We start from the raw sequence: 26149 nt of genomic DNA, 5'->3' as shown, positions 1-26149 counted from the left end.
GAAATCACAACCGCCGACAGACGGAGCGCTCATCCGGATGCTCCACCGCATCGACAATGGAATTGATGAACCGGCCCAGTTCATCTGTGCTCAGCACTTCGAGAATCCGGTTCAGCAGTGCCGGGTCCACCAGAGCCTGCACGGATCGCCCATCGCTGAGATTGACGCTGACACCGGCGGCATGCACATGCTCGGTTGCATCGGCCTGTTCCACAAACAGCGCCTCGTTCATATCCAGCATCTCATCATAAAAGGCCTCGATGTCATCCATCAGGCTGTCATCGGTATCATCCGGCAACCGCACCATAAAGCCCTGATCCTCGCTGGCAGAGAGAGGCTGCAGCCCCTTCTGTTCCAGAAAGGCGATGAATTGCTGCCAGGGGCGTTCGTCAAAAAAGATATATTCCAACATGGGGAGCGACCTTGATCCTGCCGATACAACAGAGTGGAAACATTTTCACATTCGCGACCTGAATGCAAGAATCAACTGATTGCGCAGGGTCTTGACCAGGTTCAACTGCTTGGCCGTCAGCACGATACCGTCCGCCTGGGGATGATCGGCATAGATCAGCCCCAAAGGACGTTGCTTGATAACCAACGGAAAGACCAGGAACGAGCCGGCGTTGGAGAGCTTTTTGTACCACTCCGGCAGGTTATCCTTGATCCGGGGATCGCTGGTATTGGAGACCGCCAGGTCCACGCCATTTTTCAGCGCGGCATGAAACACATCCGCGCTGTACTGTCTGGAAAAATGGAACCCGGTGATGAAGTTGTCGATATCGCTACCAAATCCCAGCTTCGCCTTAATCTTCTGTTTGCTCTGATCCTGCAGGCAGAGTACCACCCGGTGGAAGGCCAGGGCCCGGTAGATCGTCTCCAGTACCACATTGAACACCTGGATGATATTGCTGTTATCATCCAGCAGCATATCGGTCACTTCCTGCAACCCCTCGGTCAGCACAATCTCTGCATTGATCGCCGGGTCATCCGGGGTAATCTCAGCGACCGGTTCTTCTGTGTAAGCTGATTTCCCCGGTTCCAGTGCAAGTGTGGTAGTCATATCCTCCTTGCGTCCCTTGCCCCGGGTCACGTGGGATGTATCGGGATGGGCAGGCCGGGACAACCGGCGCATAAACGGATCGTTGGCCGCCTTGGCTGACAGACTTCCGCTCAGTTCAATAAACTCCTTTCTCGCCTCGTCCAGCATGCCCTCAAAGCGCCGCTCACTGATCGCCAGGCCGCGGCGAAACCTTTTCAGCAGCTGCTTTATCTGCTGCTCTCCGCCATCGTCCGACTCGCCAATAATCCGCGTTGCCTCATTGGAAAAATTGGCAATCAGTCGCAGCTTTACATCCGTATCCTTGAGGTCACCGGGGGCGGCTGGATCAACCTTGACCATGCCCCGGGTAATGGTGGCGGGAAAATTCCACTGTTCGGCAATGGCAATCCCCATCTCCTGAAAGGTCATGCCCAGCACACGACGCTCCGCCTGCTCCTGAGACACCGATTCGGTTTTGACCAGACGCCGGATCTCCTCACTCTCGTCATTCAGGTAGTAGGTCACCAGGATCTTGCCCAGGGTGTGCAGCATGCCGCAGAGGAACCCCTCTTCAACATGCTCCATCTCCGCATCTTCCGCGGCCTGCCGCGCCAGGGTCGCGCTGAAAATGGCCGCCGCTATCTCATTTTTGAGTTTGACCGCCTGGGTCTTGTTGTGCAGATGTTCAAAAAAGATCAGCGAGGCGGCAATGGAACGGATGGTCTGGATACCAAGCACCACAATCGCCCGCGATATGGTGCCGATGCGCCCGGCAAAACGGCTGTAATAGGCCGAGTTCACCACCTTGAGAATTTTACTCGCCAGGGCAAAGTCACGAATGATTATGCGGGCCAGATGATCCATGCCCTTGTCATCCGACTCGGTCAGGCGGTTAAGGGTTCGAATCGATTCCGAAAGCACTGGAAAATCACTTTTATGCTGCATTCTCCGCAACAGAAAATCGACCGTCCCCTTGGCCGCCTGCCCGGTGATCTCGTCACGGCTTTTACGGTACTCAACAATCGCTCCCAGCATCTCTCCGGCATCCGCAAACCGCGCACCGGGCTCTTTTTCCAGGGATTTCTGCACGATCGCATCCAGCTGTTCACTGACTTCCGTATTGAAACAGGAGGGATTTTCCACGCCATTGGCGCGGATGTTCTTCAGCAGGGTCTGTTGATCCCGGGCGTCAAACGCCATCTTGCCGGTCAGTAGTTCGAACAGAATCGCCCCCAGGGCGAACACATCGGCCTGAGGGCTTACCTTTCCCTGGTCAATATATTCCGGTGCCATGTAGCGCGGGGTACCAGTCAGCTCCATATCCCGGCTCACCGCGCCACCGAGCAGCCGGGCAATACCGAAATCCATGACTTTTGGTGTGCCGTCACCATTAAGAATTATATTCGCTGGTTTCAGGTCGCGATGCACAATGCCTTTCCGGTGCACCTGATCAATCCCGGAAAGAATACCCGTAATAATCTCCAGCGCCTCATGCAGGCTCAGCGTTCCGCGTCGCAGGCGATCCGACAACAGTTCGCCCTCGACAAATTCGAATACCAGAAAAGGCCGTGCCCGCTCCTTGCCCACATCGAAAATCGACACGATATTGGGATGCTGAATCTGGCTGATGGTGCGCGCCTCACTCAGCAGAGTGTCTACGCTGGAGTTGGCGCCCGGCATGACACGATCAAACAGTTTGATCGCTACCGGCCGGTGCAACTCGGAATCGACACATCGATAGACCGAGCCCTGGCTCCCGGCCCCCAATTTCTCCTTGATGTCAAACCGACCAATCTGTGGCATAACCTGGATACTTGTACTCTCAAATCAATATGTACAGAGGTTAGCGGCACGCCAGCGCAAATCTTTCCGATTTAAATCACCCGTCCCCGAAGCCAACCGAATTGCGCTATAGTGAACGGAATTGAATGTGGCCGCCTGCACATTCATATCAGTGAAATCCACGGATTCCATAATAGCTGAGGATAATCCCAAGCTGACTCCAATATGCATACTGTCCAGGAAAACGATCCATCAAATCTGCTACAGCGACTGATTGGGCTGCAGCAAGCCTTTCGGCATATACCGAGCGATGCCATAGATCATCTCGCGGAATCACTCGGTCTGAGCCGGGCGTTCATTCTCGGTGTCATTCAGTTCTACAGCTTCCTGCACAGCTCACCCCGGGGCGAGTACGACATTCTGTTCAGCGACAATATCACGGACCAGATGCAGGGCAGCCGGCTGCTGGCGCAACGCCTCGCCAGCAAACTGGGTGTTGATATCGGTCGCACCCGTGACGACCGGCGCGTCACGCTGGATTACACATCCTGCACCGGCATGGGCGACCAGGGGCCTGCCGCACTGGTCAATGGACACCCCATCACCCGTTTAACCATGGAACGCGTAGACCAACTGGCTGCCCTGATCGAACAGGCAGTCCCGCTCGACAACTGGCCCGCTGAACTTTTTCAGGTCAGTGCCGGGGTTGAGCGCCGCGACATCGTACTCAACAGTGACTATAAACCGGGAACCGCCATCCTGCGCTGCCTGGAAGAGGGTGCAGAGGAGTTGCTGCGCCGACTGGAACAGGCCGGTCTCAGGGGCTGCGGGGGTGCCGGTTTCAGCACGGCAAAAAAATGGCGATTCTGTGCGTCCACCGAATCGGCAGAACGCTACGTGGTCTGTAATGCCGACGAGGGGGAGCCGGGCACCTTCAAGGATCGTTACCTGTTACAGGCCCACGCCGACCGGCTGTTCGAGGGCATGACCCTCTGTGCGGCCGTGATCGGTGCACGCCGCGGTTTCCTCTATCTGCGTGGTGAGTACCGTTATCTGCTGGGGCCGCTGCAACAGATCCTGCAACAGCGCCGAGAAAACAGTCTGCTGGGCCAGGCCATTCTCGGCCGGGACGGCTTTGACTTCGACATCGACATCCATCTGGGCGCCGGTGCCTACATCTGTGGTGAAGAGTCGGCGCTGATTGAATCACTGGAGGGGAAACGCGGTATTCCCCGTAACCGCCCCCCCTTTCCGGTGACCCAAGGCTATCTCGGCATGCCCACCGTGGTGAACAATGTGGAGACCCTCGCCAACGCCGCCCTGATCGCCCAGCAGGGGGCGGAGTGGTTCCGCTCCGTGGGCACGGCCCAGTCACCCGGCAGCAAGCTGCTGAGCATCTCGGGCGACTGCGAAAGGCCCGGCATCTACGAATTTCCCTTCGGCACACCCATTAGCGAGATACTGGCCGCCTGCCAGGCTCACCACACCCAGGCGGTTCAGATTGGCGGGGCGGCGGGACGCCTGATCCCACCGGCCGAGTTCAACCGCACCCTGGCCTTCGAGGATCTCGCCACCGGGGGGTCATTCATGGTGTTGAATCAGAGTCGTGAACTGCTCAATGCGATCGACAATTTCACCCGCTTTTTCCGCCATGAGAGCTGTGGTTTCTGCACCCCCTGCCGGGTCGGCACCGCCATGCTGACCAAACAGTTGGGCAAGGTGATGGTGGGACACGCCACCAGCAAGGACCTAGATGAACTCGGCACCCTCGGCAGCCTGATGCGACAGACCAGCCACTGTGGCTTGGGCCAGACGGCAGCCAATCCCATTCTCGACGGCCTGGAGAAGTTTCCCGACATTTTCCAGTCACGCCTGCGCTCCACCAGCTTTGAGCCGGCATTCGATCTGGACGCCTCACTGGAGGAGGCTCGTGCCATCACCGGCCGTAGCGACCCTGGTGCCCACCTGGAAGGAGGCGGTGTATGAGTGGCAGCTTCAGCATTGACGGCGTAACGGTGCCATTTGAGACGGGACAGAGCATCATGGATGCCGCCCTGGCGGCGAAAATCTATATCCCGCATCTCTGCCACAATCCGGAGTTCCAGCCCCACGGCAGCTGTCGGCTCTGCTGCGTCACCGCCAACGGCCGCACAGTCGCGGCCTGCACCACCCCGGCAACCGACGGTCTGGAGGTGGCCAACGAAACCCATGAGATCACCACCCAGCGACGCCTGCTGCTGAAACTGCTGTTTGTCGAGGGCAATCACGTCTGTCCGGCCTGCGAGAAGAGCGGCGCCTGCCAGCTGCAGGCGGTGGCCTACCACTGCGGCATGCTGGCGCCGGAGTTTGTGCACTTCTATCCAAAGCGGGCGGTCGACGCCTCCCATCCCGAGACGATCATCGACTTCAACCGCTGCATCCTGTGTGAACTCTGCGTCAGGGCCAGCCGGGATCATGACGGCAAATCGGTGTTCAATATCAGCGGACGAGGCATTGATGCCCATTTGACCATCGACTCACCCAGCGGCAGGCTGGGTGACTCCAGCTTCAGCGCCAGTGACAAGGCAGCCCGGGTCTGCCCGGTGGGAGCGATACTGCCCAAACACCGGGGCTATGAGATCCCCATTGGACGGCGGCTATACGACCAGGAGTCGATCAGTCAGGTCGGCGACGTGGCCGGCCATCGGGAGCAGGAAGATGGCTGACAAGATCAGGATTGCCACCGCCTCCCTGGCCGGCTGTTTCGGCTGTCACATGTCCCTGCTGGACATTGATGAGTGCCTGATTGATCTGGTGGCGCATATCGAGTTCGACCGTACCCCGCTGACCGACATCAAACAGATCGGCCGTTGCGATGTGGGGCTGATCGAGGGTGGTGTCTGCAACGCGGAGAATGTGGAGGTTTTGAAGGAATTCCGCCGCCACTGCAATCTTCTGGTGGCAGTGGGTGCCTGTGCCATCAATGGCGGCATTCCGGCCATGCGCAATCAATATTCGTTGACCGAGTGCCTGGAAGAGGCCTATCTGCATGGCAGCGGCATCGACCAGCCCCAGATCCCCAACGATCCGGAGCTGCCGCTGTTGTTGGACCAGGTGCATCCGATTCACGACGTGGTCTGGATAGACTATTTCCTCCCCGGCTGCCCGCCCTCCGCCGACACGATTTTTACTTTTCTGGATGAGCTGCTCTCCGGCAAGCCAATCCAGTTCGCCTACCGGCAGATCCATTATGACTGACAGCACGCCCACCGATATCGGCCGTCTGGAGACGGCGGAGCATCCGGAAAACCTCCGGCGTATCGCCATTGAACCGCTCACCCGGGTGGAGGGGCATGGCAAGGTGACCCTGCTGCTGGACCATGACAACCGCATCCAGCAGGCGCGCCTGCATATCGTCGAGTTCAGGGGCTTCGAAAAATTTATCCAGGGCCGCCCCTACTGGGAGCTACCAGTGCTGGTGCAGCGACTCTGCGGTATCTGTCCGGTCAGCCATCACTTGGCGGCCGGCAAGGCGATCGACCAATTGGCTGGCGTGGACCAGCTAACACCAACCGCGGAGAAGGTGCGTCGCCTGATGCACTATGGACAGATCCTTCAGTCACATGCCCTGCACTTCTTCCACCTCTCCTCCCCTGACCTGCTGTTCGGGTTCGACAGCGACATCGGCCAGCGCAACGTGGTCGGGCTGATTGAGCGGCATCCCGATCTGGCCAAACAGGGCGTGCTGCTGCGCAAGTTTGGTCAGGAGGTGATCCGGGTCACCGCCGGCAAGCGGATACACGGCACCTGCGCCATCCCGGGCGGCGTCAACAAGTCGCTGGACAGCAGTGAACGGAACTACCTGCAACAAGATCTTCCGAAGATGATCACATGGGGGCAGGAGGCGCTGAACCTGGCCCGGAGCTTGTTCCTGGAGGCGCGCGAAAAGCACCGGCGGTTTGCCCGCATCGACACCCCCATGATGAGTCTCTGCCGTGATGACGGGGCGCTGGAGCTCTACCATGGCGGCCTGCGGGTAGTCACCGGCGATGGCCACAAACTGCTGGACCGGATCGACTCCCGGGAATACCACCGGCATATCCGGGAGCAGGTCAAGTCCTGGAGCTACATGAAGTTCCCCTATCTGCAGCAACTCGGTCCGGAACACGGCTCCTACCGGGTGGGCCCGCTGGCCCGCGTCAACAGCTGCGACTATATCGATACTCCGCTGGCGGAACGGGCAAGGGTCGAATTTCGCGCCCTGGAACCGGGTGGACTGGTCCAGTCCACCCTCGCCTACCACTGGGCACGCATGATCGAACTGCTGCACTGCGCCGAAAAGATCGAGCAGTTACTGGACGACCCGGACCTGCTGGGCAGCGATCTGCAGCAAAGCGGTGAGATGCGGCCACGCGGCATCGGCGTCATCGAGGCGCCCCGCGGCACCCTGATCCACGACTACGAGATCAATCCGGACGGCCTGGTGACCCGCGCCAACCTGATCGTCTCCACCACCCACAACAACCGCGCCATGAACGAGTCGGTCAGAACGGTAGCGGCCGATCTGTTCGACGGCCGGGAGATCAGCGAGGGCATGCTGAACAGCATCGAGGTGGCGGTGCGCGCCTACGACCCCTGCCTCTCCTGCGCCACCCATGCCCTGGGCAAGATGCCGCTGGTGGTTGAATTACAGGAGCCGGAGGGACGCATCATCGACCGCCTGATCAAGGATACCCGAGGTGAACTGAGCCGGTGAGCAGGGCACCGGTTGCAATTATCGGTTACGGCAATCCTTCCCGGGGCGATGACGCCCTGGGGCCGCTGCTGCTGGAGCGATTGGGGCAATCTCAGGATATCGATCCAAGGCAGTATGAATCCGTTACCGATTTCCAACTGCAGATTGAGCACGTCACCGACCTGGAACAACGTGATTTACTGCTGTTTATCGATGCCTCGGTCTCGGCCCGGCCGCCGTTCGAGTTTTCCCGCCTGACCCCGCAACGGGACCACAGCTACAGCAGCCACAGCCTGAGTCCGGCCACCCTGCTGTCGGTGTACCAGGATGTCTACAAAATCGCACCGCCGCCCGCTTATCTGCTCACTATTCCAGGCTATCTGTTCGAACTGGGCCAGCCGTTGAGCCAGAGGGCAGCGGAGCATTTGGAGCAGGCCGTCAGTTTCGTTGAAGAGCTATTGCAGCACCCGCAGAGGAGATTCTGGGAGTCGAAAATTCGCAGCTAAAGCCGCGACCAACGCTGGAGCGTCGCATTAGCGCAGGGTAATCCGACAACCTATGCCCCCCTGAGCGCAAACCCTGTCGGGTTAGCCGATGGCGTAACCCGACCTACCCGCCGCCAATAGAGGGCGGGAACGGGCCAACCGGGTGACCCGGCCGGCCCGTTCCACTTACGCCTTACTGAAACGCAATCCCTGGTCCGAAGCATCGACCCGGATGGTATCCCCCGGACCGAAGCGACCACCAAGGATCTCCTGGGCCAGCGGATTCTCCAGCTGCTGGCGGATTGCCCGCTGCAACGGCCGGGCGCCGTAGACCGGATCGAATCCGGCCTCGCCCAGCCGGTCCAGGGCGGCATCGCTGAGTTGCAGACCCATGTCGTGATCGGCCAGACGCTGCTCCAGATAGCGCACCTGGATCACCGTGATGGCGCGGATCTGTTCGCGCCCCAGCGGATGGAACACCACGATATCATCCACCCGGTTGATAAACTCGGGCCGGAAGTGCTGTCCCACCACCTCCATCACCGCCTGTTTCATGTCTTCATAGCGCTCCTCGCCCGCCATGGTCTGGATCAGGTCGGAGCCAAGATTTGAGGTCATGATGATCACGGTATTACGGAAATCAACCGTGCGGCCCTGGCCGTCGGTCAGACGCCCGTCATCCAGCACCTGCAGCAGCACGTTGAACACATCCGGATGGGCCTTCTCCACCTCATCCAGCAGGATCACCGAGTAGGGTCGGCGACGCACCGCCTCGGTCAGGTATCCGCCCTCCTCGTAGCCCACATAGCCGGGGGGCGCACCGATCAGACGAGCCACCGAGTGTTTCTCCATGAATTCGGACATATCGATCCGCACCATGGCGTCTTCGGTATCAAACAGGAAATCCGCCAGTGCCTTGGAGAGTTCGGTCTTGCCCACGCCGGTGGGCCCGAGAAACAGGAACGAGCCGTTTGGCTGGCGCGGGTCGGAGAGCCCGGCGCGGGAACGGCGAATGGCGTTGGCCACAGCGGAGATGCCCTCAGCCTGGCCGATCACCCGCTTACCCAGCTCCTCTTCCAAGCGCAGCAGTTTGTCCCGTTCGCCCTCCAGCATCTTGCTCACCGGGATGCCGGTCCACTTGGAGATCACGTCAGCAATCTCCTCATCGGTCACCTTGTTGCGCAGCAGCTTCATCTCCTGCATCTCGGCCTGGGAGGCCATATCCAGCTGTTTCTCCAGCTCCGGGATACGTCCGTACTGCAGCTCCGACATGCGGCCCAGGTCACCGGCGCGGCGCGCGGTCTCCATATCCAGCCGCGCCCGCTCCAGCTCCTCCTTGATGTGGGCGGTACCCTGCAGGGCGGCTTTTTCGGACTTCCAGATCTCATCCAGATCGGAGAACTCCCGATCGGCCTTTTCAATCTCCGCCTCCAGCTGCGCCAGGCGTTTTTTCGAGGCCTCATCCGACTCTTTCTTCAGCGCCTCACGCTCGATCTTGAGCTGGATCAGACGCCGCTCCAGACGGTCCATCTCCTCGGGCAGGGAGTCGATCTCCATGCGGATCTGCGAGGCCGCCTCGTCGATCAGGTCGATCGCCTTGTCCGGTAGCTGCCGGTCGGTGATATAGCGGGTGGAAAGAGTGGCAGCGGCGACAATCGCCGGATCGGTGATATCCACGCCATGATGCAGCTCATAGCGCTCTTTCAGTCCACGCAAGATGGCGATGGTGTCTTCCACCGTCGGTTCGTCAACCAGCACTTTCTGGAAGCGCCGTTCCAGTGCCGCGTCTTTTTCAATATACTGCCGGTACTCATCCAGGGTGGTGGCACCAACACAGTGCAGTTCACCGCGAGCCAGGGCCGGCTTCAGCATGTTTCCGGCGTCCATCGCACCCTCAGCCTTGCCGGCACCCACCATGGTGTGCAGCTCGTCGATAAACAGGATGATCTGCCCCTCCTGTTTGGAGAGATCGTTCAGTACCGCCTTCAGACGCTCCTCGAACTCACCGCGAAACTTGGCGCCCGCAATCAGCGAACCCATATCCAGCGACAGCAGACGTTTGTTTTTCAGGCCCTCCGGCACTTCGCCATTGACGATCCGCTGCGCCAGCCCTTCCACAATAGCGGTCTTGCCCACGCCGGGCTCACCGATCAGGACCGGGTTGTTTTTGGTGCGCCGCTGCAGTACCTGAATGGTGCGGCGAATCTCGCTGTCCCGGCCGATGACCGGGTCCAGCTTGCCCTGCTCCGCACGTTCGGTGAGATCAATGGTGTATTTCTCCAGCGCCTGGCGCTGGTCTTCCGCGTTGGGATCATTTACCTGCTGACCGCCACGCAGGTTTTCAATCACCTTTTCAATCGGCGCCTTGGCGGCCCCCGCCTTGCGCAGCAGCTCGCCCACAGCCCCTTTGTCATCGAGCGCCGCCAACACAAACAGCTCGCTGGAGATGTACTGGTCCTTGCGCTTCTGCGCCAGCTTGTCGCACTGATTGAGGATCCGCCCCAGATCGTTGGAGATATGCATATCCCCGGACGCGCCCTCGATGCTGGGTAAACGGTCCAGGATATCGCCGAGGCCGGACCGCAACTGGTTCACGTTGACATCCGCCTGGGTCAACAGATGCCTTACCGTACCCCCCTCCTGGTCAAGCAGGGCGGTCATCATGTGCACCGGCTCGATAAACTGGTGATCGCGGCCCACCGCCATACTCTGGGCATCCGCCAGGGCCATCTGAAACTTACTGGTTAGTCTGTCCATTCGCATGGAAATTACTCCGATATTTCTAAGGTTACCCAGGAGATGGGGCACCCGATATCGAAATTCAACTGGAAATTCAGATCGCTACAGAACTCTCTTGATCTTCGTCACCTTCCAGGATTCCCTGAACCAGGGTCTGCAACTGATCCCGTCCCCACTCCTCGGGATAGATCGCGGAACTCGCCTTGATACTGGCCCGACCACGCAGCAGCACCCCGCCGATCACGCCACCCTCTCCACGAATACCGCAGATGCGATGGGGGAAGATTGGCGCGCCGGTGATCTGGGAGAGACGGATGGCACCAGCCTTGATGCGACGCGGCGGATCCGAGTCCAGATGGATCTTGCCATGGGGAAACAGCGCCACCACCTCGCCGTCACGCAGGCAGCGCAGCGCCTCCCGCAGCGCCTGCTCCGGGCGTTTTTCCCGATCCACCGGGATACAGCCGATGGCCCGAAACAGCCAGGTGAGGCCAAAGCGCTGATACTCCTCGCGGGCGATGATAAAACGCAGGGGACGCCGGGCCGAGGCGACCAGCAGCAGCGGATCGAGTCCGGAGACATGGTTAGCCACCACAATCGCCGGCCCGGACTTCGGCAGGCGGATGCCGATCCGATTGAGCCGGTGATAGCGGTAGCAGAACAAGCGGTTGAGTCCATCCAGCAGGTTCACCCAGCCACGCCCCCAGTCAACCCGGTTGGCACGGCGGCAGGCCCGGTAGAGCCGCAAGAGCTGCCACAGCAGCAGGGCGGCCAGCAGGGATGAAATGACTACGGCGGTGGATGGCACAACTCCCTCGTAAACTTAAGCCGCGAATGATCGCGAGTAGTATGCATTCCCACGCGGAGCGTGGGAACGAGAAACGAGAAAAGGCGGATGGCAGTTTAATCGCAGCGAAAGCAACTCTACACCCGCCCTGATTACGGATAGATAATCCCGATCGTAGGCGCGGCTAAAATCAATCCGGCTATTTTTTAGGCTTGCCGCCTTTCTGATACACCTTGCGCTGAAACAGGTCGGTACGCCGGCTCACCACCCGATCGATGAACAACATACCGTCGAGGTGGTCCAGCTCGTGCTGCACGGCGCGCGCTTCGTAGCCCTCCATCTCATACTCCAGCGGCTGCCCCCAGGGGTCCTGGGCACGGATCTTGATCTGGGTGGCGCGAATCACGTTACCGGTGTAATCGGGCACCGAAAGGCACCCCTCCCGACCCATCTCGAAACCGTCCCAGTGGGTGATCTCTGGGTTCACCAGGATCATGTAGCCGTGGTTGGGCACCGGCTTGCGGGTATTGGAGACATCGACAATCACCACCCGTTGAAACCGGCCCACTTGTGGAGCGGCAATGCCGACTGCGGCGGGACCGTCACGACGGGTCTGTTCCAGGTCATCGATAAAGGCGCGCAGTTCATCGTCGAACTGTTCCACCGGCTCCGATACCTGCTTCAGACGGTCGTCGGGGATTTTTAATATTTCCAGAACTGCCATTGTTATCCAATCAGTGTCTCAATGGGGGATACACGCACGTCGATATCACCCAGGTTATCCAGCGCCGCCTCCAGCGACTCTAACGGCAGATCCGCATAACCCTGGATATGCATGATGTAGACCGGCCGCTCACTGGAGCCGGCCACGTCCGATTCCAGTTCCAGAATATTAAAGCCCTGCTCCGCCAGCACGGCGGTTACCTGTGCGACTATGCCGGCCCGGTCGGCTCCGGCTACCCGCACCTGGATATTGGGGACTACATGCTGATGCAGCGAGCCGGCAATATTATCCACATGCATGTGCAGTCCCAGGGCATCCACGACCGGCTGCAACACCGGCTCCACCACGCCCTCACCGGTCACCATCATCATGATGGTGAAGTTGCCCCCCAGGCGGATCATCGAGGCCTCGCCCAGGTTCCAGCCCGCCCGGTAGAGGGCATTCGTCACCTGCCCCACAATCCCGGGTTGATCGGCGCCGACCAGTGTCAGCATTTTCCAGTCATTCATCTTTTTCATCTCCCGTTATTAAACGGACCTTGGTATCAACCCGTAGGTTGGGGTGAGGAACGAACCCCAACATCATGGCGCACACACATGCCCCCCGTTGGGGTTCGCAAGCTCACCCCAACCTACGAACTCGTATCGATTTTTCACTCGATCCAGATCAGCGACGCCATGCGTCCCGTCACCCCGTCCCGGCGATAGGAAAAAAAACGCTTAATATCGGTTACTGTACAGTAATCCCCACCACCGATAAAACCGACCCCTGCCCGCGCTAACCGCAAACGCGCCAGCCGGTAGATATCCGCCAGCCAGTGTCCCGGCCGGCCCGGATGGAACGCACTGGCAGCCTGCGGATCATCCTGTAAGAACCGTTCCCTGACCTCGGGACCCACCTCAAAGGCATCCGGACCAATCGCCGGACCCAGCCATGCCAGCAGTTGGTCGGCCGGGCCCTCAAAACCGGCCAGCGCCGCCTCGATGACGCCATCGGCCAGACCACGCCAGCCGGCATGCACGGCTGCCACCCGGCTGCCCGCCCGGTTACAGAACAGGACAGGCAGGCAGTCAGCGGTCATCACCACGCACACCTGGCCCGGCTGGCTGGTCACGCTCGCATCGGCCTCCCGGCTTGTTACAGATCCCGCACAATCCAGCACCCGAGTACCGTGTACCTGATTGAGCCAGATTGGAGTTGCCGGCAACCGTGCCACAACTTCCAGCCGCTTGCGGTTCTCCGCCACTGCCGCCGGATCATCACCCACATGGTCTGCCAGATTGAGACTGTCAAACGGGGGCAGGCTCACCCCACCGACCCGGGTGGAGATCACGGCATGCACGGCAGCTGGGGCAGGCCAGACCGGAATCAGCAGTTCGGGGATTGGCTCAGGCATGTTGCAGATCCATTCGCAGGGCCTCCAGCAACTGCCGCATATCCTCCGGCAAGGGCGTCTCCCATTCCATCCATTCACCCGATTGCGGATGGGTGAGCCCCAGCTTGAGAGCGTGCAGCGCCTGCCGATGGAATTGGCGAAGCGTCTCGCGCAGCTGTTCCGAGGCGCCCGCCGGCTGACGCAGCCGTCCGGCATAGACCGGATCACCCACCAGGGGATAGCGCAGATGGGCCATATGGACCCGAATCTGGTGGGTTCGGCCGGTCTCCAGCTTGACCTTCAGATAGGTATGGGCGCGAAAACGCTCCAGCACCCGATAGTGGGTGACGGCCTCCTTACCGGCATGGTGGACCGCCATCTTGACGCGCTGGGTCGGGTGACGGCCAATCGGCTCATCCACCGAACCACCTGCCGTCATCACCCCGGTGGCGATCGCCCGGTACTCACGCTCGAACTCGCGCGCCTGCAGTTGCTCCACCAGGAACTTGTGGGCGGCCGGCGTACGGGCGATCACCAGCAGGCCGGTGGTCTCCTTGTCGAGCCGGTGAATAATTCCTGCCCGAGGCAGCTGGATCAGTGACGGGTCGTGGTGCAACAGCGCGTTCTGCAAGGTGCCATCGGGATTTCCGGCAGCCGGGTGAACCACCAGACCGGCCGGTTTGTTGATCAGGATCAGGGCCTCATCCTCATGGACGATATCCAGCTCAATCGCCTGTGGCCGGCACTCAACCTGATCCTCCAGATGCGCTTCCAGCGCCACCCACTCGCCGCCCAACACCTTGTCCCGCGGTCGGCAGGTTACCCCGTCCAGGGTGACCAGACCCTCTTTCACCCACTGTTGCAGGCGGCTTCGGGAGTAATCCGGAAACAACTGGGCCAGCGCCTGGTCCAGCCGTTTGCCCGCCAACTCAACTCCCACCCGTGCACTGAGATGCTCTACTCTTTCAGACAATGCCGCCGCTCCCGATCATTCTGTCCAGTCTCTGCCCAACTCCTCTGAGGGAGGGGAGTTTAACGCATTCCACCCCTCCGCTGCTCACCTTACCAACCTGCTGAACCTTATTTTTCCATAATCGCCCAACAGAAACCTTTCGGGTATACTTTTCGACTCTAATCATCATCCAGTTACGATCACAAATGGCCAGACATCGCATTTTCACCGCTGTACTTATTCTGTTCCTGCTCTCGGGCTGTTCCCTGCTCCCCAAAGAGAAGGACGAAACCATCGGCTGGAGCGCCCAGAAATTCTATTCCGAGGCCAGCTTCGCCATGTCTGACGGTGATTATGAAACCGCCATCAAATATTTCGAAGGCCTGGAATCCCGCTACCCCTTCGGACGCTATGCCATGCAGGCCCAGCTTGACGTGGCCTACGCCTATTACAAGGATGGCAATCATGAATCAGCCATCGCCGCGGCCGATCGCTTCATCCGGCTGCACCCGCGCGATCCCCATGTAGATTACGCCTACTATCTCAAGGGTATTGTCAACTTCAATCGTAACCTGAGTTTTATTACCCGGTTTATTCCAACCGACACCTCCCAGCGCGACCCCGGCTCGACCATTGACTCTTTTAATGATTTTGCCGAACTGGTGCGCCGCTTCCCGGAAAGCCAGTATGCCGAGGATGCCCGCAAGCGCATGTTCTATCTGCGCAATAATCTGGCCAGCCATGAAGTTCATGTGGCCCGTTACTACATGAAGCGCGGCGCCTACCTGGCAGCCGCCAATCGCTGCGTTACCGTGGTAGAGAAGTACCAGCGCACACCATCGGTCAAGGAGGCACTTGAAATCATGATCTCGGCCTATGACAAACTGGGACTGGAAGAACTCTCTGCCGACGCCCAACGGGTACTGGCGCTGAACCTGCAGAGCGGCGCCCTGGATGTGGCAGAGACCAGCTATGAAGAGAAAAAGTCGCTTGGCAAGGCGGTCTGGGATTATCTGGAGCTGGACAAGAACTGAGTGGATCGTCGGAACACGCTATCGCTAATCCGACCCACGAACCCCGCAACCGGGTTGAGCGGTAGGTCGCGTTAGCCCGAAGGGCGTAACCCGACAAATCAGCTGACGCATCGACCACAAAGAAGGGGTGCATGATGCACCCCTTCTTTGTGGCCCTAATAAAAATCAGATTGCGCTTTCGTCTTCCTCACCGGTGCGAATACGCACCACCTTTTCGACCGTCGAAACAAAGATCTTGCCATCGCCGATCTTGCCAGTCTTGGCCGCACTGGTGATGGCCTCAATGCAGTCATCCAGTTGATTGTCGTTGATCACCACCTCGATCTTCACCTTGGGAAGAAAATCAACCACGTATTCCGCCCCGCGATAGAGCTCAGTATGGCCTTTCTGTCGACCGAATCCCTTTACCTCACTGGCGGTCATGCCGGTGATACCGACAGCAGACAATGCTTCTCGGACATCATCCAGTTTAAAAGGCTTAATAATCGCGTCGACTTTTTTCATTGTTTCCAGGCTCCTGTTGTCACCTTACCGCATTGGCGGCGGAATTACTGTTTTATGGATGCTCATCTTACCGGAAATAACCACACCGGCAATATTGTGGAATGATTCTTCCTTTTAACAGAGCAATCCGGTTAAAAACCATTGGTCAGGGGATAGCGTCTGTCCCTGCCGAAGGCGCGCTGGCTGATTTTGACGCCCGGCGGTGCCTGGCGGCGCTTGTACTCGTTGCGGTCCACCAGCCGGACCACCCGGCGCACATCCGCTTCATTGAACCCGGCCGCCACAATCTCCTTGGTCCCTTTATCCTGTTCGATATACATCGCCAAAACCGGGTCCAGGATTTCGTAGGGTGGCAGCGAATCGGAGTCTTTTTGATCCGGGGCCAGTTCCGCCGACGGCGGTCGTTCGATCACCCGGCGCGGAATCACCTCCCCCTCCCGGTTGCGGTACTCCGCCAGTCGATAGACCAGCAGTTTCGGTACATCCTTGATCGGGGCGAACCCTCCGGCCATATCCCCGTACAGGGTGGCATAACCAACCGACATTTCGCTTTTGTTGCCGGTCGTCAGGAGGATTTTTCCCGTCTTGTTGCTAATGGCCATTAACAGTACGCCACGGCAACGGGCCTGGATATTCTCTTCAGTGGTATCCCGGGTGGTACCGGCAAAGGTCTGTTCCAATAAATCGAGAAACGCGTTGAAGGCCGGTTCAATAGGAATGGTTTGATGCTTCACACCGAGGGTTTCAGCCTCGCGAACGGCATCCTCGTTACTCATATCCGCGGTATAGCGGGAAGGCATCAGAACCACTTCAACCTGATCGGCACCGAGGGCATCGACCGCTATGGCCAATGTCAGCGCCGAATCAATACCTCCGGAAAGCCCCAGCACCGCCCCCTTGAAACCGTTTTTCAGGACATAACCCCTGACACCATTGACCAGGGCCGTATAAACCGCCTCCTCTTCAGAGAGCAGCGGCGTGATATGGGCCAATATGGGGACCATCTGCCCATCCCGCTCGGTAAACTCCACCAGCGGCTGATCCTCCCTGAAGAAGGCCGCCCGCTGGGTGATCTCTCCCTGTGGATTGACCACGAACGAGCCACCGTCGAACACCAGTTCATCCTGCCCCCCCACCAGATTGAGGTAGATAATGGAGAGTCCGGTCTCCTGTGCCCGCTTCTGCAGAAGGGTCTCACGCTCCGGTGCCTTGCCGGAATGGAACGGCGAGGCGTTCAGATTAAGCAGGATTTTCGCGCCCGCCTCAGCCGCCGAGGCAGCCGGGGTCTTGTACCAGATATCCTCGCAAATGGTGACGCCTACCGGAATCCCCTGCAACTCGAACACGCAGGGCCGATCGCCGGATTCAAAATAACGCTTTTCATCAAATACGCTGTAGTTGGGCAGCAGTGACTTGAAATATTCGGCGATGATTACGCCATCCCGGATCACGCCTGCCGCATTGTAAAGCTTGCCGTCCTGACATTTGGGGTAGCCCAGAATCAGGTCAATCCCGCTACATTCACTGCACAAACGTTCCAGCTCTGACTCCACCCGGGCAATCAGTTCCGGACGCAACAGCAGATCCTCGGGCGGATAGCCGGTGAGGGTCAGCTCCGGGAAGACCACCGCATGGGCCTGCTGCTGATCCCGGGCAACCCGCATCGCCGCCAGGACGCGATCGGCATTGCCCCTGATATCACCTACCATCAGGTCGATTTGCGCTAAGGATATTTTCAAACTCAAGGGACCACCAACCGATATGCCGGCACAATACCGACATCACCTTCCAGAAAATTGGGCGGGACAATGGGCAACACCAAGCCCTTCACCCCACCAAACAAAAGCCGCCACCGACCTGACGGCCGGGGCGGCATATGATACCCAAAATCAAAAAATTTGGCGCTATCAGCTCATCAGTTCCAGCATCTTGGCGCCAATATCCGACGGGGAGCGCACGGTAGCAACACCGGCCGCTTCCAGAGCAGCGAACTTGCTGTCCGCGGTGCCCTTGCCGCCACTGACAATCGCGCCCGCATGGCCCATGCGCTTGCCCGGAGGAGCGGTTACACCGGCGATATAACCCACCACCGGCTTGGTCACATTGGCCTTGATAAAGGCTGCTGCATCTTCTTCGGCAGAACCACCGATCTCACCGACCATGACGATACCCTCGGTCTGGGGATCTTCCTGGAACAGTTCCAGGCAGTCGATAAAGTTCATACCGTGGATCGGGTCACCGCCAATGCCGACGCAGGTGCTCTGACCCAGTCCGGTGGTGGTGGTCTGGAACACCGCCTCGTAGGTCAGGGTACCGGAACGGGAGACAACGCCGATTTTGCCGGGCTTGTGGATCATGCCGGGCATAATGCCGATCTTGCAGGCACCCGGGGTGATGATACCGGGACAGTTGGGACCGATCAGGCGGCAGTCGTAGTTGGCCAGGGCCGCCTTGACCTTGAGCATATCCAGTACGGGGATGCCTTCGGTGATACAGGCGATCACCTTGATGCCCGCATCCGCAGCTTCCAGGATCGCGTCCGCGGCAAAGGCCGCCGGTACGTAGATCATGGTGGCGTCGGCGCCGGTCGCGTCAACGGCATCATGGACGGTATTGAAAACCGGCAGATCCAGATGTTTCTGGCCGCCTTTGCCTGGGGTAACACCACCCACCATATTGGTGCCGTAGGCGATCGCCTGTTCGGTGTGGAAGGTTCCCTGTTTGCCAGTGAAGCCCTGGCAGATTACTCGGGTGTCTTTATCAATGAGAATACTCACAATTCTTTTCCTGTATCTGGTGATTCCGGCCCGGCGCCTGTTGGACACCGCTTCCGGTTCAAACAATCAGCCTTTGGCGGCAGCGACAACTTTCTCTGCGCCTTCCGAGAGGTCAGCAGCGGTGGTAATTGCCAGACCGCTGTTGGCCAGAAGCTCCAGCCCCTCGGGCGCCTTGGTGCCTTCGAGCCGCACCACCACCGGCACTTTGACATCCACCTCTTTCACTGCCTCGATAATGCCCTCGGCAATCAGGTCACAGCGGACGATGCCACCGAAGATGTTGACCAGTACGGCCTGCACCTTGTCATCGGACAGGATCAGCTTGAACGCCTCTGCCACACGTTCGGCAGTAGTACCGCCGCCCACATCCAGGAAGTTGGCAGGTGAACCACCTTTCAACTGCACCAGATCCATGGTGGCCATGGCCAGTCCGGCACCGTTCACCATACAGCCGATATTGCCATCCAGAGTGATGTAGTTGAGGTCATGCTCTGCTGCCTTTGCCTCTCGCTCATCTTCCTGGCTGATATCACGCATTGCCAGCAGATTGGGTTGGCGGTAGAGGGCGTTGCTGTCCAGGTTGATCTTGGCGTCCAACGCAATCAGATTGCCGGCCTTGGTGACCACCAGCGGATTGATCTCCACCAGACTGGCATCGCTCTCGATAAACAGGTTGTAGAGGGCGAACATGAACTTCTGGAATTCACGGATCTGGGTGCCTTCAAGGGCCAGGGCGAACGCCAGTCTGCGGCACTGATAGCCCTGCAGACCCGCCGCCGGATCGATGCGGATGATGTGAATCTGTTCCGGGGTCTCCTCTGCAACCTCTTCGATATTCATGCCGCCTGCCTGAGAGGCCATGAACAGAATCTTCTTCGATTCCCGATCCACCAGCACACTCAGATAGAGCTCACGCTCGATATCGGTGATTGTCTCAACCAACAGGGTGTTGATAGGCAGACCAGGTTCGCCCGTCTGCTTGGTCACCAGCATGCTGCCCAGCAGACGCTGTGCTTCGGCCTCAACCTGGTCCAGGCTGTCCACCAGCACCACACCACCGACCTTGCCACGGCCACCGGCGTGAACCTGAGCCTTGACCACCCAGCGGTCGCCACCCAGGGCTTCCGCCGCCCGACGCGCTTCCTTGACGGAGGTGACTGGACTACCCTCCGGGACAGGAATACCCTGTTTTGCAAACAACTGTTTTGATTGATATTCGTGTAGATTCATTCTCGCAACCGGTCAACGTGATAAAAAAGAGTGCTATTCTGGTCGAAATCGACAAAATAAGCAAAACTAGGAAATACCCTAATAAACTGAGATTATGGGCATAAGGCTACTACTGATTCTTCTCACCCTGTGGGCGCTGTTCATTATAGTACGGGCCTACATCAGGCGCTTCCCAAAAAAGGATGTCAAAAAGAATAATAAAATTGCAGCCAACATGGTTCAGTGCAAAGTTTGTGGCACCTATCTACCCGAAGCCGAGGCGCTGCAGCACCAGGGGACCTTCTTCTGTTCCCGGGAGCACCTGATGCAGCGGAAAGATGAGAAATAGTCATATAATGCAACCCGCCCTACCGTCCAGGACCTCCCCAAAATATGGCACTTGCTGACCCCAGACAACACAACCTGGCACTGGACACCACTCAGCAGACAGGAACACCACCCCTGCGGCCGCTGGCAATCTTTTTCTATTACCGACTGATGCTGGCGACCCTGCTCGGCATACTCTATTTCAGCAAGGCCGGCCCCACATTGCTGGGGCATACCAACCCCGAGCTTTTCGCCCTGGTGGTCACCGTCTATTTTGGCCTGGTGATCGCCAGCGGACTGCTGCTGTACGCCGCCCGCCCCCTGTCTCTCAATCAACAGACGTTCTTGATGGTACTCGTGGATATCTGCGCCATCACGTTATTGATGCATGCCAGTGGGGGTATCGGTTCCGGCCTTGGCATGCTGCTAGCCGTCTCCATCGCCACCGGCAGCCTCATTACCCGGGGTGTCTATGCCAGTCTGGAAGCGGCAATGGCGTCCATATTTATTTTGTCGGAACAGGTTTATGCCCATCTGAACCAGACCTTCGAGACCACCTCCTACACCCAGGCGGGGCTGCTCGGCACCCTGTTCTTTGCCATTGCAATTCTCGCCCAGGTCATGGCACGCCAACTGAAGTCCAGCGAAGCCCTGGCAACCCAGCGCCAACTGGATCTTGCCAATATGGAACAGCTTAATGACTACGTCATCCAGCACATGCTCACCGGGATTATCGTGGTCGACACCCATAGCACCATCCGCCTGATGAACGAGTCGGCCTGGTATCTGCTTGGCATGCCCGAGGTCGGCACTGGCAGCCCGCTGGAGCAGGCGTGTCATAAACTGGCGGCTCAACTCTCGGAGTGGGATCAGGCAATTCACCCCACGCCCGAACCGTTCCGCCCGATCGCGGGTGGCCGGGAGCTGACCGCGGGGTTCTCCATGCTGGGCGAGAACAACAAGGGCGGAGCGGTTATCTTCCTGGAGGATACCGCCACCGTCACCCAGCAGGCACAGCAGATGAAACTGGCCTCACTGGGTCGGCTGACCGCCAGTATCGCCCATGAGATCCGCAACCCATTGGGCGCCATCAGCCATGCCGAGCAACTGCTCAAAGAGTCGCCGGAGATCCCCCAGGCGGACAGACGGCTGATCGATATCATCAGCACCAATACCCGGCGGGTGAATGAGATTATCGAAAACATTCTGCAACTGTCGCGCCGCGGACGCTCACTGCCCAAGGAATTTCTGCTGAAACCCTGGCTGGAGCAGTTCATCATCGAGCTGGCCCGAACCCTGAATTTGCCAGACGGGGTGTTAAAGCTGCAGATCGATCCGGACAGCACATTGATTCGCACCGATCCGAGCCAATTCCGCCAGGTTTTTGTTATCCTGTGCGAGAATTCCATCAAACACTTCGACAGGGAGCGCGAAGCCTTGAGCATACAGATCAGCGGCGGTATTACCCGGGAGTCGGGCGGCCCCTTCGTGGATGTTATCGATAACGGCCCGGGAATTGCCCCCGAGCATGTGCGACAAATGTTCGAACCCTTCTTCACTACCCGAAATGCGGGAACAGGCCTGGGCCTGTATATTGCCAAAGAGCTCTGTGAGGCCAATCGTCTTGGGCTGGACTATATTGCCGTGCCCGGGGGCGGCAGCTGTTTCCGCATCACCTTCCCCGGCAGGGGCAACCAACCGGTCCGATAATGAATAATCCACTGGCACTCATTGTTGATGACGAACCCGATATCCGGGAACTCCTCGAGATCACCCTCGGACGGATGAAAATCGACTCCCGCTCGGCAGAAGATCTGCGGGCAGCCAGAAAATTGCTGGAATCCGAGCGCTTCGACCTCTGCCTGACCGACATGCGCCTGCCAGACGGCAACGGCATCGAACTGGTGGAAACCATCAGCCGATACTACCCAGACATCCCGGTGGCGGTGATCACGGCTCACGGCAACATGGACTCGGCCGTCCAGGCATTGAAAGCGGGGGCCTTTGATTTCGTCTCCAAGCCGGTGGACCTGGGCATGCTGCGCAACCTGGTCAACACCGCACTGAAACTGGAGCGGGACTTAGCCACAGAGGCGAAGGCGGGGGAAGCCGGCGGCAAGTCGGAGCTGCTGGGAAAATCCCCCGCTGCCGAACAGATTCGCACCCTGATCCGCAAACTGGCGAGAAGCCAGGCGCCGGTATTCATCAGTGGCGAATCCGGCACCGGCAAGGAGCTGGCGGCGCGGCAAATCCACCAGCAGAGCCCACGCGCCGATCACAACTTCATCGCCGTCAACTGCGGCGCCATCCCCCAGGAGCTGATGGAAAGCGAATTCTTCGGCCACATGAAGGGCAGCTTTACCGGCGCCATCAGTGACAAACAGGGGCTGTTCCAGGCGGCCAACGGTGGCACCCTGTTCCTCGATGAGGTGGCCGACCTGCCGCTCAACATGCAGGTAAAACTGCTGCGCGCCATCCAGGAGAAATCGATCCGCCCCGTCGGCGCGCAGAAAGAGATACCGGTGGATGTCCGCATCACCAGCGCCACCCACAAGGATCTGACCGGCCTGGTGGAGAACGGAAATTTCCGACAGGACCTGTTCTATCGAATCAATGTCATCGAGTTGGCTATCCCCACCCTGCGGGAGCGCAAGGACGACATCCCGCTACTGGCGGACATGATGCTGGGCCGCATCGCCGCCCACTCTGGTTGCGCGAAACCTCGCATCGACAGAGATGCCCTGAAGGGGCTGCTCAAATACAGCTTTCCCGGCAATATCCGCGAACTGGAGAATATCCTGGAGCGGGCTGTGGCGCTCTGTGAGAATGAGACCATCACCCTGGAGGACCTGCTGATTCCTGCCGACCCAGCTACAGAGTCCCCAACCGCCCACAGAGTCAACCCGGACCTGCCGCTTGAGGCACACCTGGAACAGGTCGAACGGAAACTGATCACCACCGCGCTGGAAGAGACCCACTGGAACAAAACCGCCGCCGCGAAAAGACTGGGGATCTCATTTCGCGCACTGCGGTACAAACTGGACAAGCTGGGCATGGAGTGACAATTTACGTCACTTTTTGACATTTAATGCAGGTCTATTCTATATCAAGCATCCGCCCGACACCAGAACACCCCTCGCCAACAACACAAACTACACCTTTACTTTCAGCTAGTTAAGCACTCATCGAAGACTATATTTTATATCTGGCACACACTTTGCTCAATACCAGTCAAGTAGTCTGAGGCTGGCAACTGCCGGGCCGCATGATGAAAGGGATGACGGATTACACCAGGCATTTGCCGCAGAATATTTGAGTATTTAAAGGGAGAGACCCATGAAAAAAGTACAAGCTGGTTTTACATTGATCGAACTGATGATCGTGGTGGCGATCATTGGTATTTTGGCGGCTATTGCGCTGCCTGCCTATCAGGATTACACCGTTCGCGCCAAGGTTTCTGAGTTGATTCTGGCCGGCTCGGCTTGCCGCACTACCATTACCGAAACGGTGCAATCAGCCAACACCTTACCCGCAGTAGCTGACACCTGGGGTTGTGGTGAAGGAGGAACTAACGCATCACCTATCTCCCAGTATGTTCAAAGCATCGGCACTGCAGCAACTACCGGCGTGATCACCATTACGGGCCAGACCCCCAGCCAGATTGCAGGCTTAACTATTGACATGACTCCTTGCTCAAATGTGACCGGTGCATGTGCCGCTCCGTCTGCTGGTGGCAGGATCGCACGATGGATCTGTGATGGAGGCGCTGCTAACCCAATCCCAGACAAGTACCTTCCAGGTTCTTGTCGCGGGTAATTAGTCAAAATCAGCCTTTATGCTAAGGAGGGGGAGCAAAGCTCCCCCTTTTTTATGATTGCCGCCTTTCTATATTCCCTGTCAGCTATTGCACTGCTTATCTCCTGGCTTGTGCCGAATCACTATCAGCCCTGGTTAGGTTTCTACAACGAATCTATAGCGGTCTTGGGATTACTCGCACTTTCAACGTGGCTCCTCATACGAAAAAAGAATAACAGCCAAACTCGAATCGCATTACCTTTAGCCGCGCTCCTGTTTCTGACCCTGACATTAATACCTCCCCTGCAAGCGGTATTGGGTATCATCCTGTTTTGGGGTGACGCATGGATCACCTCCCTATTTCTTGCCATGATAGGACTCTCCATAATTGTCGGTTATGGAGTTGCCGGGACCAATGGCTCCAAACTCACTACTACATTGGCCATCGTCTTGTTACTGGCTGCGGTGACCTCATTCTATTTAGCACTCTGTCAATGGTTTGGAATTACGCTTGATGTCTGGCTTCTTGATGCACCTTTCGGCGGCACGCCCTATGCCAATATCGGCCAGCGCAACATACTGGCAACACTTTTCTGCTTTGGTTTGATAGCTACCTTTTATTTACGAGAAGGCGGTTTTGTTGGGAACATCAGCACACTCCTGATCACGTTGCTACTGCTTGTTGGGTTGGCCATGACGCGTTCGCGCACTCCATTTTTAATCATGGTGGTGCTGGCAGTATGGATACTTTGGAAGCGGGAGTATCTGCAACTTAAGCTAAATAAAACGGCTGTCATAACCGGCACGGGGATCTTTGCACTGCTGTGGTTTACTTGGCCAAACATTGCAGTTCTTGTCGATCTCACCGCCGAACCCAGTCTGGGCCGCTTAGAGGGAGCGGCAAGTGGAGAGATACGGCTTACGTTGTGGCGTCAATTGATAGAAGCCGCATGGCGGCAACCCTTGTCCGGTTATGGCTGGAATCAGGTAAGTTTGGCTCAGCTTGAGGTTGCTGCTGACTCACTCCCATCAACCGGAGTGCAGTATGCACACAATATCATTATCGACTTCATACTCTGGAACTCTCCTCTATTGGGCTTAGCACTTACCGCTGTGGGCGCTTGGTGGTTTGTGATACGGCTGAAGGAATGCCGCACATTAGACACCTGGTTCTGCTTGAGCATTCTGCTGATCATGGCTGTTCACAGTATGCTGGAAACACCGCACACCTATGCATTCTTTCTTGTGCCGGCAGGCCTCTGTATCGGAGTCATCGAGCAGGCACATGGTGCGACAAAAATCCATATACCACTCTGGAATTATGCCTTGGCAGTGTTATTTGGTTGGGGAATGCTTACATGGGTCAGCAGCGAATATCTTGCGGCGGAAGAAGACTATCGCCTGATGCGTTTCGAGTCCGCCAAAATAGGGTCTGGAACCGGGGCATCAAGCGCGGCTGACCTCAAACTTCTGACCCAATTGAAAGAAAAGATTCTTCTCGGTCGCACTACGCCTTCCACAGAAATGACAGCTGATGAAATTTCATGGATGGAGAAAACCTCTCACAGAAACCCGTCACCGGAAAACCTTTCAAAATTAGCGCTTGCCCAAGGACTGAATGGGCAAACGGACAGATCAGCCAGGACCCTCCAAACGCTAGAGAAATTATACGGCAGGAGAAACCTACAACATACAAAACGACGCTGGTTGGCCTATGCCTGCGATTACCCGGAACTGGGAAGTGTAATTACACCCTGGAAGCTTGAGAAATGTATAAACAGCGAAGAACCACAGGGTGCACTTGAATAAGGTTAACAAAAGCTAATTTACGCATGATTTTCACTAGAAACCGGGGCGATATAGCCATCACTTCGGGGATAGCCTGCGGGAATTTCGCAGCCGAACC

23 protein-coding genes are annotated in these 26149 nt (G+C 58.0%); 11 read left to right on the top strand and 12 right to left on the bottom strand.

Going from position 1 to position 26149, the window contains the following annotated elements; genetic code table 11:
• Positions 1-4: 4 nt before the first annotated feature.
• Positions 5-412: a hypothetical protein gene (locus tag ACHZBF_RS01670; RefSeq protein WP_029133291.1), complete on the bottom strand. Its 408-nt coding sequence runs from the start codon at positions 410-412 to the stop codon at positions 5-7.
• Between the two features lie 45 nt (positions 413-457).
• The gene (locus ACHZBF_RS01665; RefSeq protein ID WP_321527478.1) at positions 458-2842 is read right to left on the bottom strand and encodes a protein kinase domain-containing protein; all 2385 of its coding nucleotides are present in this window, start codon (positions 2840-2842) and stop codon (positions 458-460) included.
• A gap of 204 nt (positions 2843-3046) precedes the next feature.
• On the opposite strand from ACHZBF_RS01665, the gene ACHZBF_RS01660 reads away from it, so the two are divergent.
• Genes ACHZBF_RS01660 through ACHZBF_RS01640 form a run of 5 tightly spaced genes read left to right on the top strand, consistent with a single transcriptional unit; the run spans position 3047 to position 8041 of the window.
• Positions 3047-4807, top strand: coding sequence for an NAD(P)H-dependent oxidoreductase subunit E (locus tag ACHZBF_RS01660; protein ID WP_321527477.1), 1761 nt, complete (start codon positions 3047-3049; stop codon positions 4805-4807).
• A complete protein-coding gene (locus ACHZBF_RS01655; protein ID WP_321527476.1) occupies positions 4804-5526 on the top strand; it encodes a 2Fe-2S iron-sulfur cluster-binding protein in 723 nt (240 codons plus the stop codon). The genes ACHZBF_RS01660 and ACHZBF_RS01655 overlap by 4 nt, the downstream gene beginning before the upstream one ends.
• Positions 5519-6058: an NADH-quinone oxidoreductase subunit B family protein gene (locus ACHZBF_RS01650; protein WP_321527475.1), complete on the top strand. Its 540-nt coding sequence runs from the start codon at positions 5519-5521 to the stop codon at positions 6056-6058. Before ACHZBF_RS01655 ends, ACHZBF_RS01650 begins: the two co-directional genes overlap by 8 nt.
• Positions 6051-7556 (top strand): Ni/Fe hydrogenase subunit alpha, encoded by a 1506-nt coding sequence (locus ACHZBF_RS01645; protein ID WP_321527474.1) that lies wholly within the window; start codon positions 6051-6053, stop codon positions 7554-7556. The genes ACHZBF_RS01650 and ACHZBF_RS01645 overlap by 8 nt, the downstream gene beginning before the upstream one ends.
• Entirely contained in the window at positions 7553-8041 is a 489-nt protein-coding gene (locus ACHZBF_RS01640) for a hydrogenase maturation protease (RefSeq protein ID WP_273438865.1), read from the top strand. The genes ACHZBF_RS01645 and ACHZBF_RS01640 overlap by 4 nt, the downstream gene beginning before the upstream one ends.
• Before the next feature lie 165 nt (positions 8042-8206).
• On the opposite strand, the gene clpB is transcribed toward ACHZBF_RS01640, so the two are convergent.
• From clpB to rluD, 6 genes are all read right to left on the bottom strand, one after another.
• Complete coding sequence (clpB, locus tag ACHZBF_RS01635; RefSeq protein WP_321527473.1) at positions 8207-10783, bottom strand: ATP-dependent chaperone ClpB; 2577 nt, start codon at positions 10781-10783, stop codon at positions 8207-8209.
• 70 nt (positions 10784-10853) lie between these two features.
• Positions 10854-11567, bottom strand: coding sequence for a lysophospholipid acyltransferase family protein (locus ACHZBF_RS01630; protein WP_273438863.1), 714 nt, complete (start codon positions 11565-11567; stop codon positions 10854-10856).
• Positions 11568-11745: 178 nt separating this feature from the next.
• Positions 11746-12270, bottom strand: coding sequence for a peptide deformylase (gene def, locus ACHZBF_RS01625; protein WP_029133298.1), 525 nt, complete (start codon positions 12268-12270; stop codon positions 11746-11748).
• Positions 12271-12272: 2 nt separating this feature from the next.
• Positions 12273-12779 carry a glycine cleavage system transcriptional repressor gene (locus ACHZBF_RS01620; RefSeq protein WP_029133299.1) on the bottom strand — a complete coding sequence of 169 codons (507 nt, stop codon included), beginning with the start codon at positions 12777-12779 and terminating at the stop codon, positions 12273-12275.
• A 143-nt stretch (positions 12780-12922) separates the two neighbouring features.
• The gene (gene pgeF, locus ACHZBF_RS01615) at positions 12923-13666 is read right to left on the bottom strand and encodes a peptidoglycan editing factor PgeF (protein WP_335342935.1); all 744 of its coding nucleotides are present in this window, start codon (positions 13664-13666) and stop codon (positions 12923-12925) included.
• Positions 13659-14618, bottom strand: coding sequence for a 23S rRNA pseudouridine(1911/1915/1917) synthase RluD (gene rluD, locus ACHZBF_RS01610; RefSeq protein ID WP_321527472.1), 960 nt, complete (start codon positions 14616-14618; stop codon positions 13659-13661). The genes pgeF and rluD overlap by 8 nt, the downstream gene beginning before the upstream one ends.
• Before the next feature lie 185 nt (positions 14619-14803).
• Here rluD and ACHZBF_RS01605 point away from each other — a divergent pair, with 185 nt between their 5' ends.
• Entirely contained in the window at positions 14804-15631 is an 828-nt protein-coding gene (locus tag ACHZBF_RS01605) for an outer membrane protein assembly factor BamD (protein ID WP_029133303.1), read from the top strand.
• Between the two features lie 165 nt (positions 15632-15796).
• On the opposite strand, the gene ACHZBF_RS01600 is transcribed toward ACHZBF_RS01605, so the two are convergent.
• The 4 genes from ACHZBF_RS01600 to sucC all read right to left on the bottom strand — a co-directional run bounded on the left by ACHZBF_RS01600 (position 15797) and on the right by sucC (position 20142).
• Positions 15797-16135: a P-II family nitrogen regulator gene (locus ACHZBF_RS01600; protein ID WP_029133304.1), complete on the bottom strand. Its 339-nt coding sequence runs from the start codon at positions 16133-16135 to the stop codon at positions 15797-15799.
• Between the two features lie 131 nt (positions 16136-16266).
• Positions 16267-17880 (bottom strand): NAD+ synthase, encoded by a 1614-nt coding sequence (locus ACHZBF_RS01595; RefSeq protein WP_321527471.1) that lies wholly within the window; start codon positions 17878-17880, stop codon positions 16267-16269.
• A gap of 162 nt (positions 17881-18042) precedes the next feature.
• Complete coding sequence (gene sucD / locus ACHZBF_RS01590) at positions 18043-18912, bottom strand: succinate--CoA ligase subunit alpha (RefSeq protein WP_029133306.1); 870 nt, start codon at positions 18910-18912, stop codon at positions 18043-18045.
• 66 nt (positions 18913-18978) lie between these two features.
• On the bottom strand, positions 18979-20142 hold the full coding sequence (sucC, locus tag ACHZBF_RS01585; protein WP_321527470.1) for an ADP-forming succinate--CoA ligase subunit beta: 1164 nt from the start codon (positions 20140-20142) through the stop codon (positions 18979-18981).
• Between the two features lie 94 nt (positions 20143-20236).
• On the opposite strand from sucC, the gene ACHZBF_RS01580 reads away from it, so the two are divergent.
• From ACHZBF_RS01580 to ACHZBF_RS01560, 5 genes are all read left to right on the top strand, one after another.
• Positions 20237-20470, top strand: a complete 234-nt coding sequence (locus ACHZBF_RS01580; protein ID WP_273438857.1) for a PP0621 family protein — start codon at positions 20237-20239, stop codon at positions 20468-20470.
• A gap of 44 nt (positions 20471-20514) precedes the next feature.
• Entirely contained in the window at positions 20515-22158 is a 1644-nt protein-coding gene (locus ACHZBF_RS01575; RefSeq protein WP_321527469.1) for a sensor histidine kinase, read from the top strand.
• Entirely contained in the window at positions 22158-23510 is a 1353-nt protein-coding gene (locus ACHZBF_RS01570; protein ID WP_321527468.1) for a sigma-54-dependent transcriptional regulator, read from the top strand. Before ACHZBF_RS01575 ends, ACHZBF_RS01570 begins: the two co-directional genes overlap by 1 nt.
• A 274-nt stretch (positions 23511-23784) precedes the next feature.
• The gene (locus ACHZBF_RS01565) at positions 23785-24264 is read left to right on the top strand and encodes a pilin (RefSeq protein WP_321527467.1); all 480 of its coding nucleotides are present in this window, start codon (positions 23785-23787) and stop codon (positions 24262-24264) included.
• A gap of 54 nt (positions 24265-24318) precedes the next feature.
• Positions 24319-26052 carry a PglL family O-oligosaccharyltransferase gene (locus ACHZBF_RS01560; protein ID WP_273438853.1) on the top strand — a complete coding sequence of 578 codons (1734 nt, stop codon included), beginning with the start codon at positions 24319-24321 and terminating at the stop codon, positions 26050-26052.
• Positions 26053-26149: the final 97 nt, after the last annotated feature.

The organism is Sedimenticola selenatireducens (genome assembly GCF_963675335.2).
Classification (GTDB): Bacteria; Pseudomonadota; Gammaproteobacteria; order Chromatiales; family Chromatiaceae; genus Sedimenticola; species Sedimenticola selenatireducens.
The sequence above is the reverse complement of the archived record's forward strand: the minus strand, read 5'-3'. Positions and strand labels throughout refer to the sequence as shown.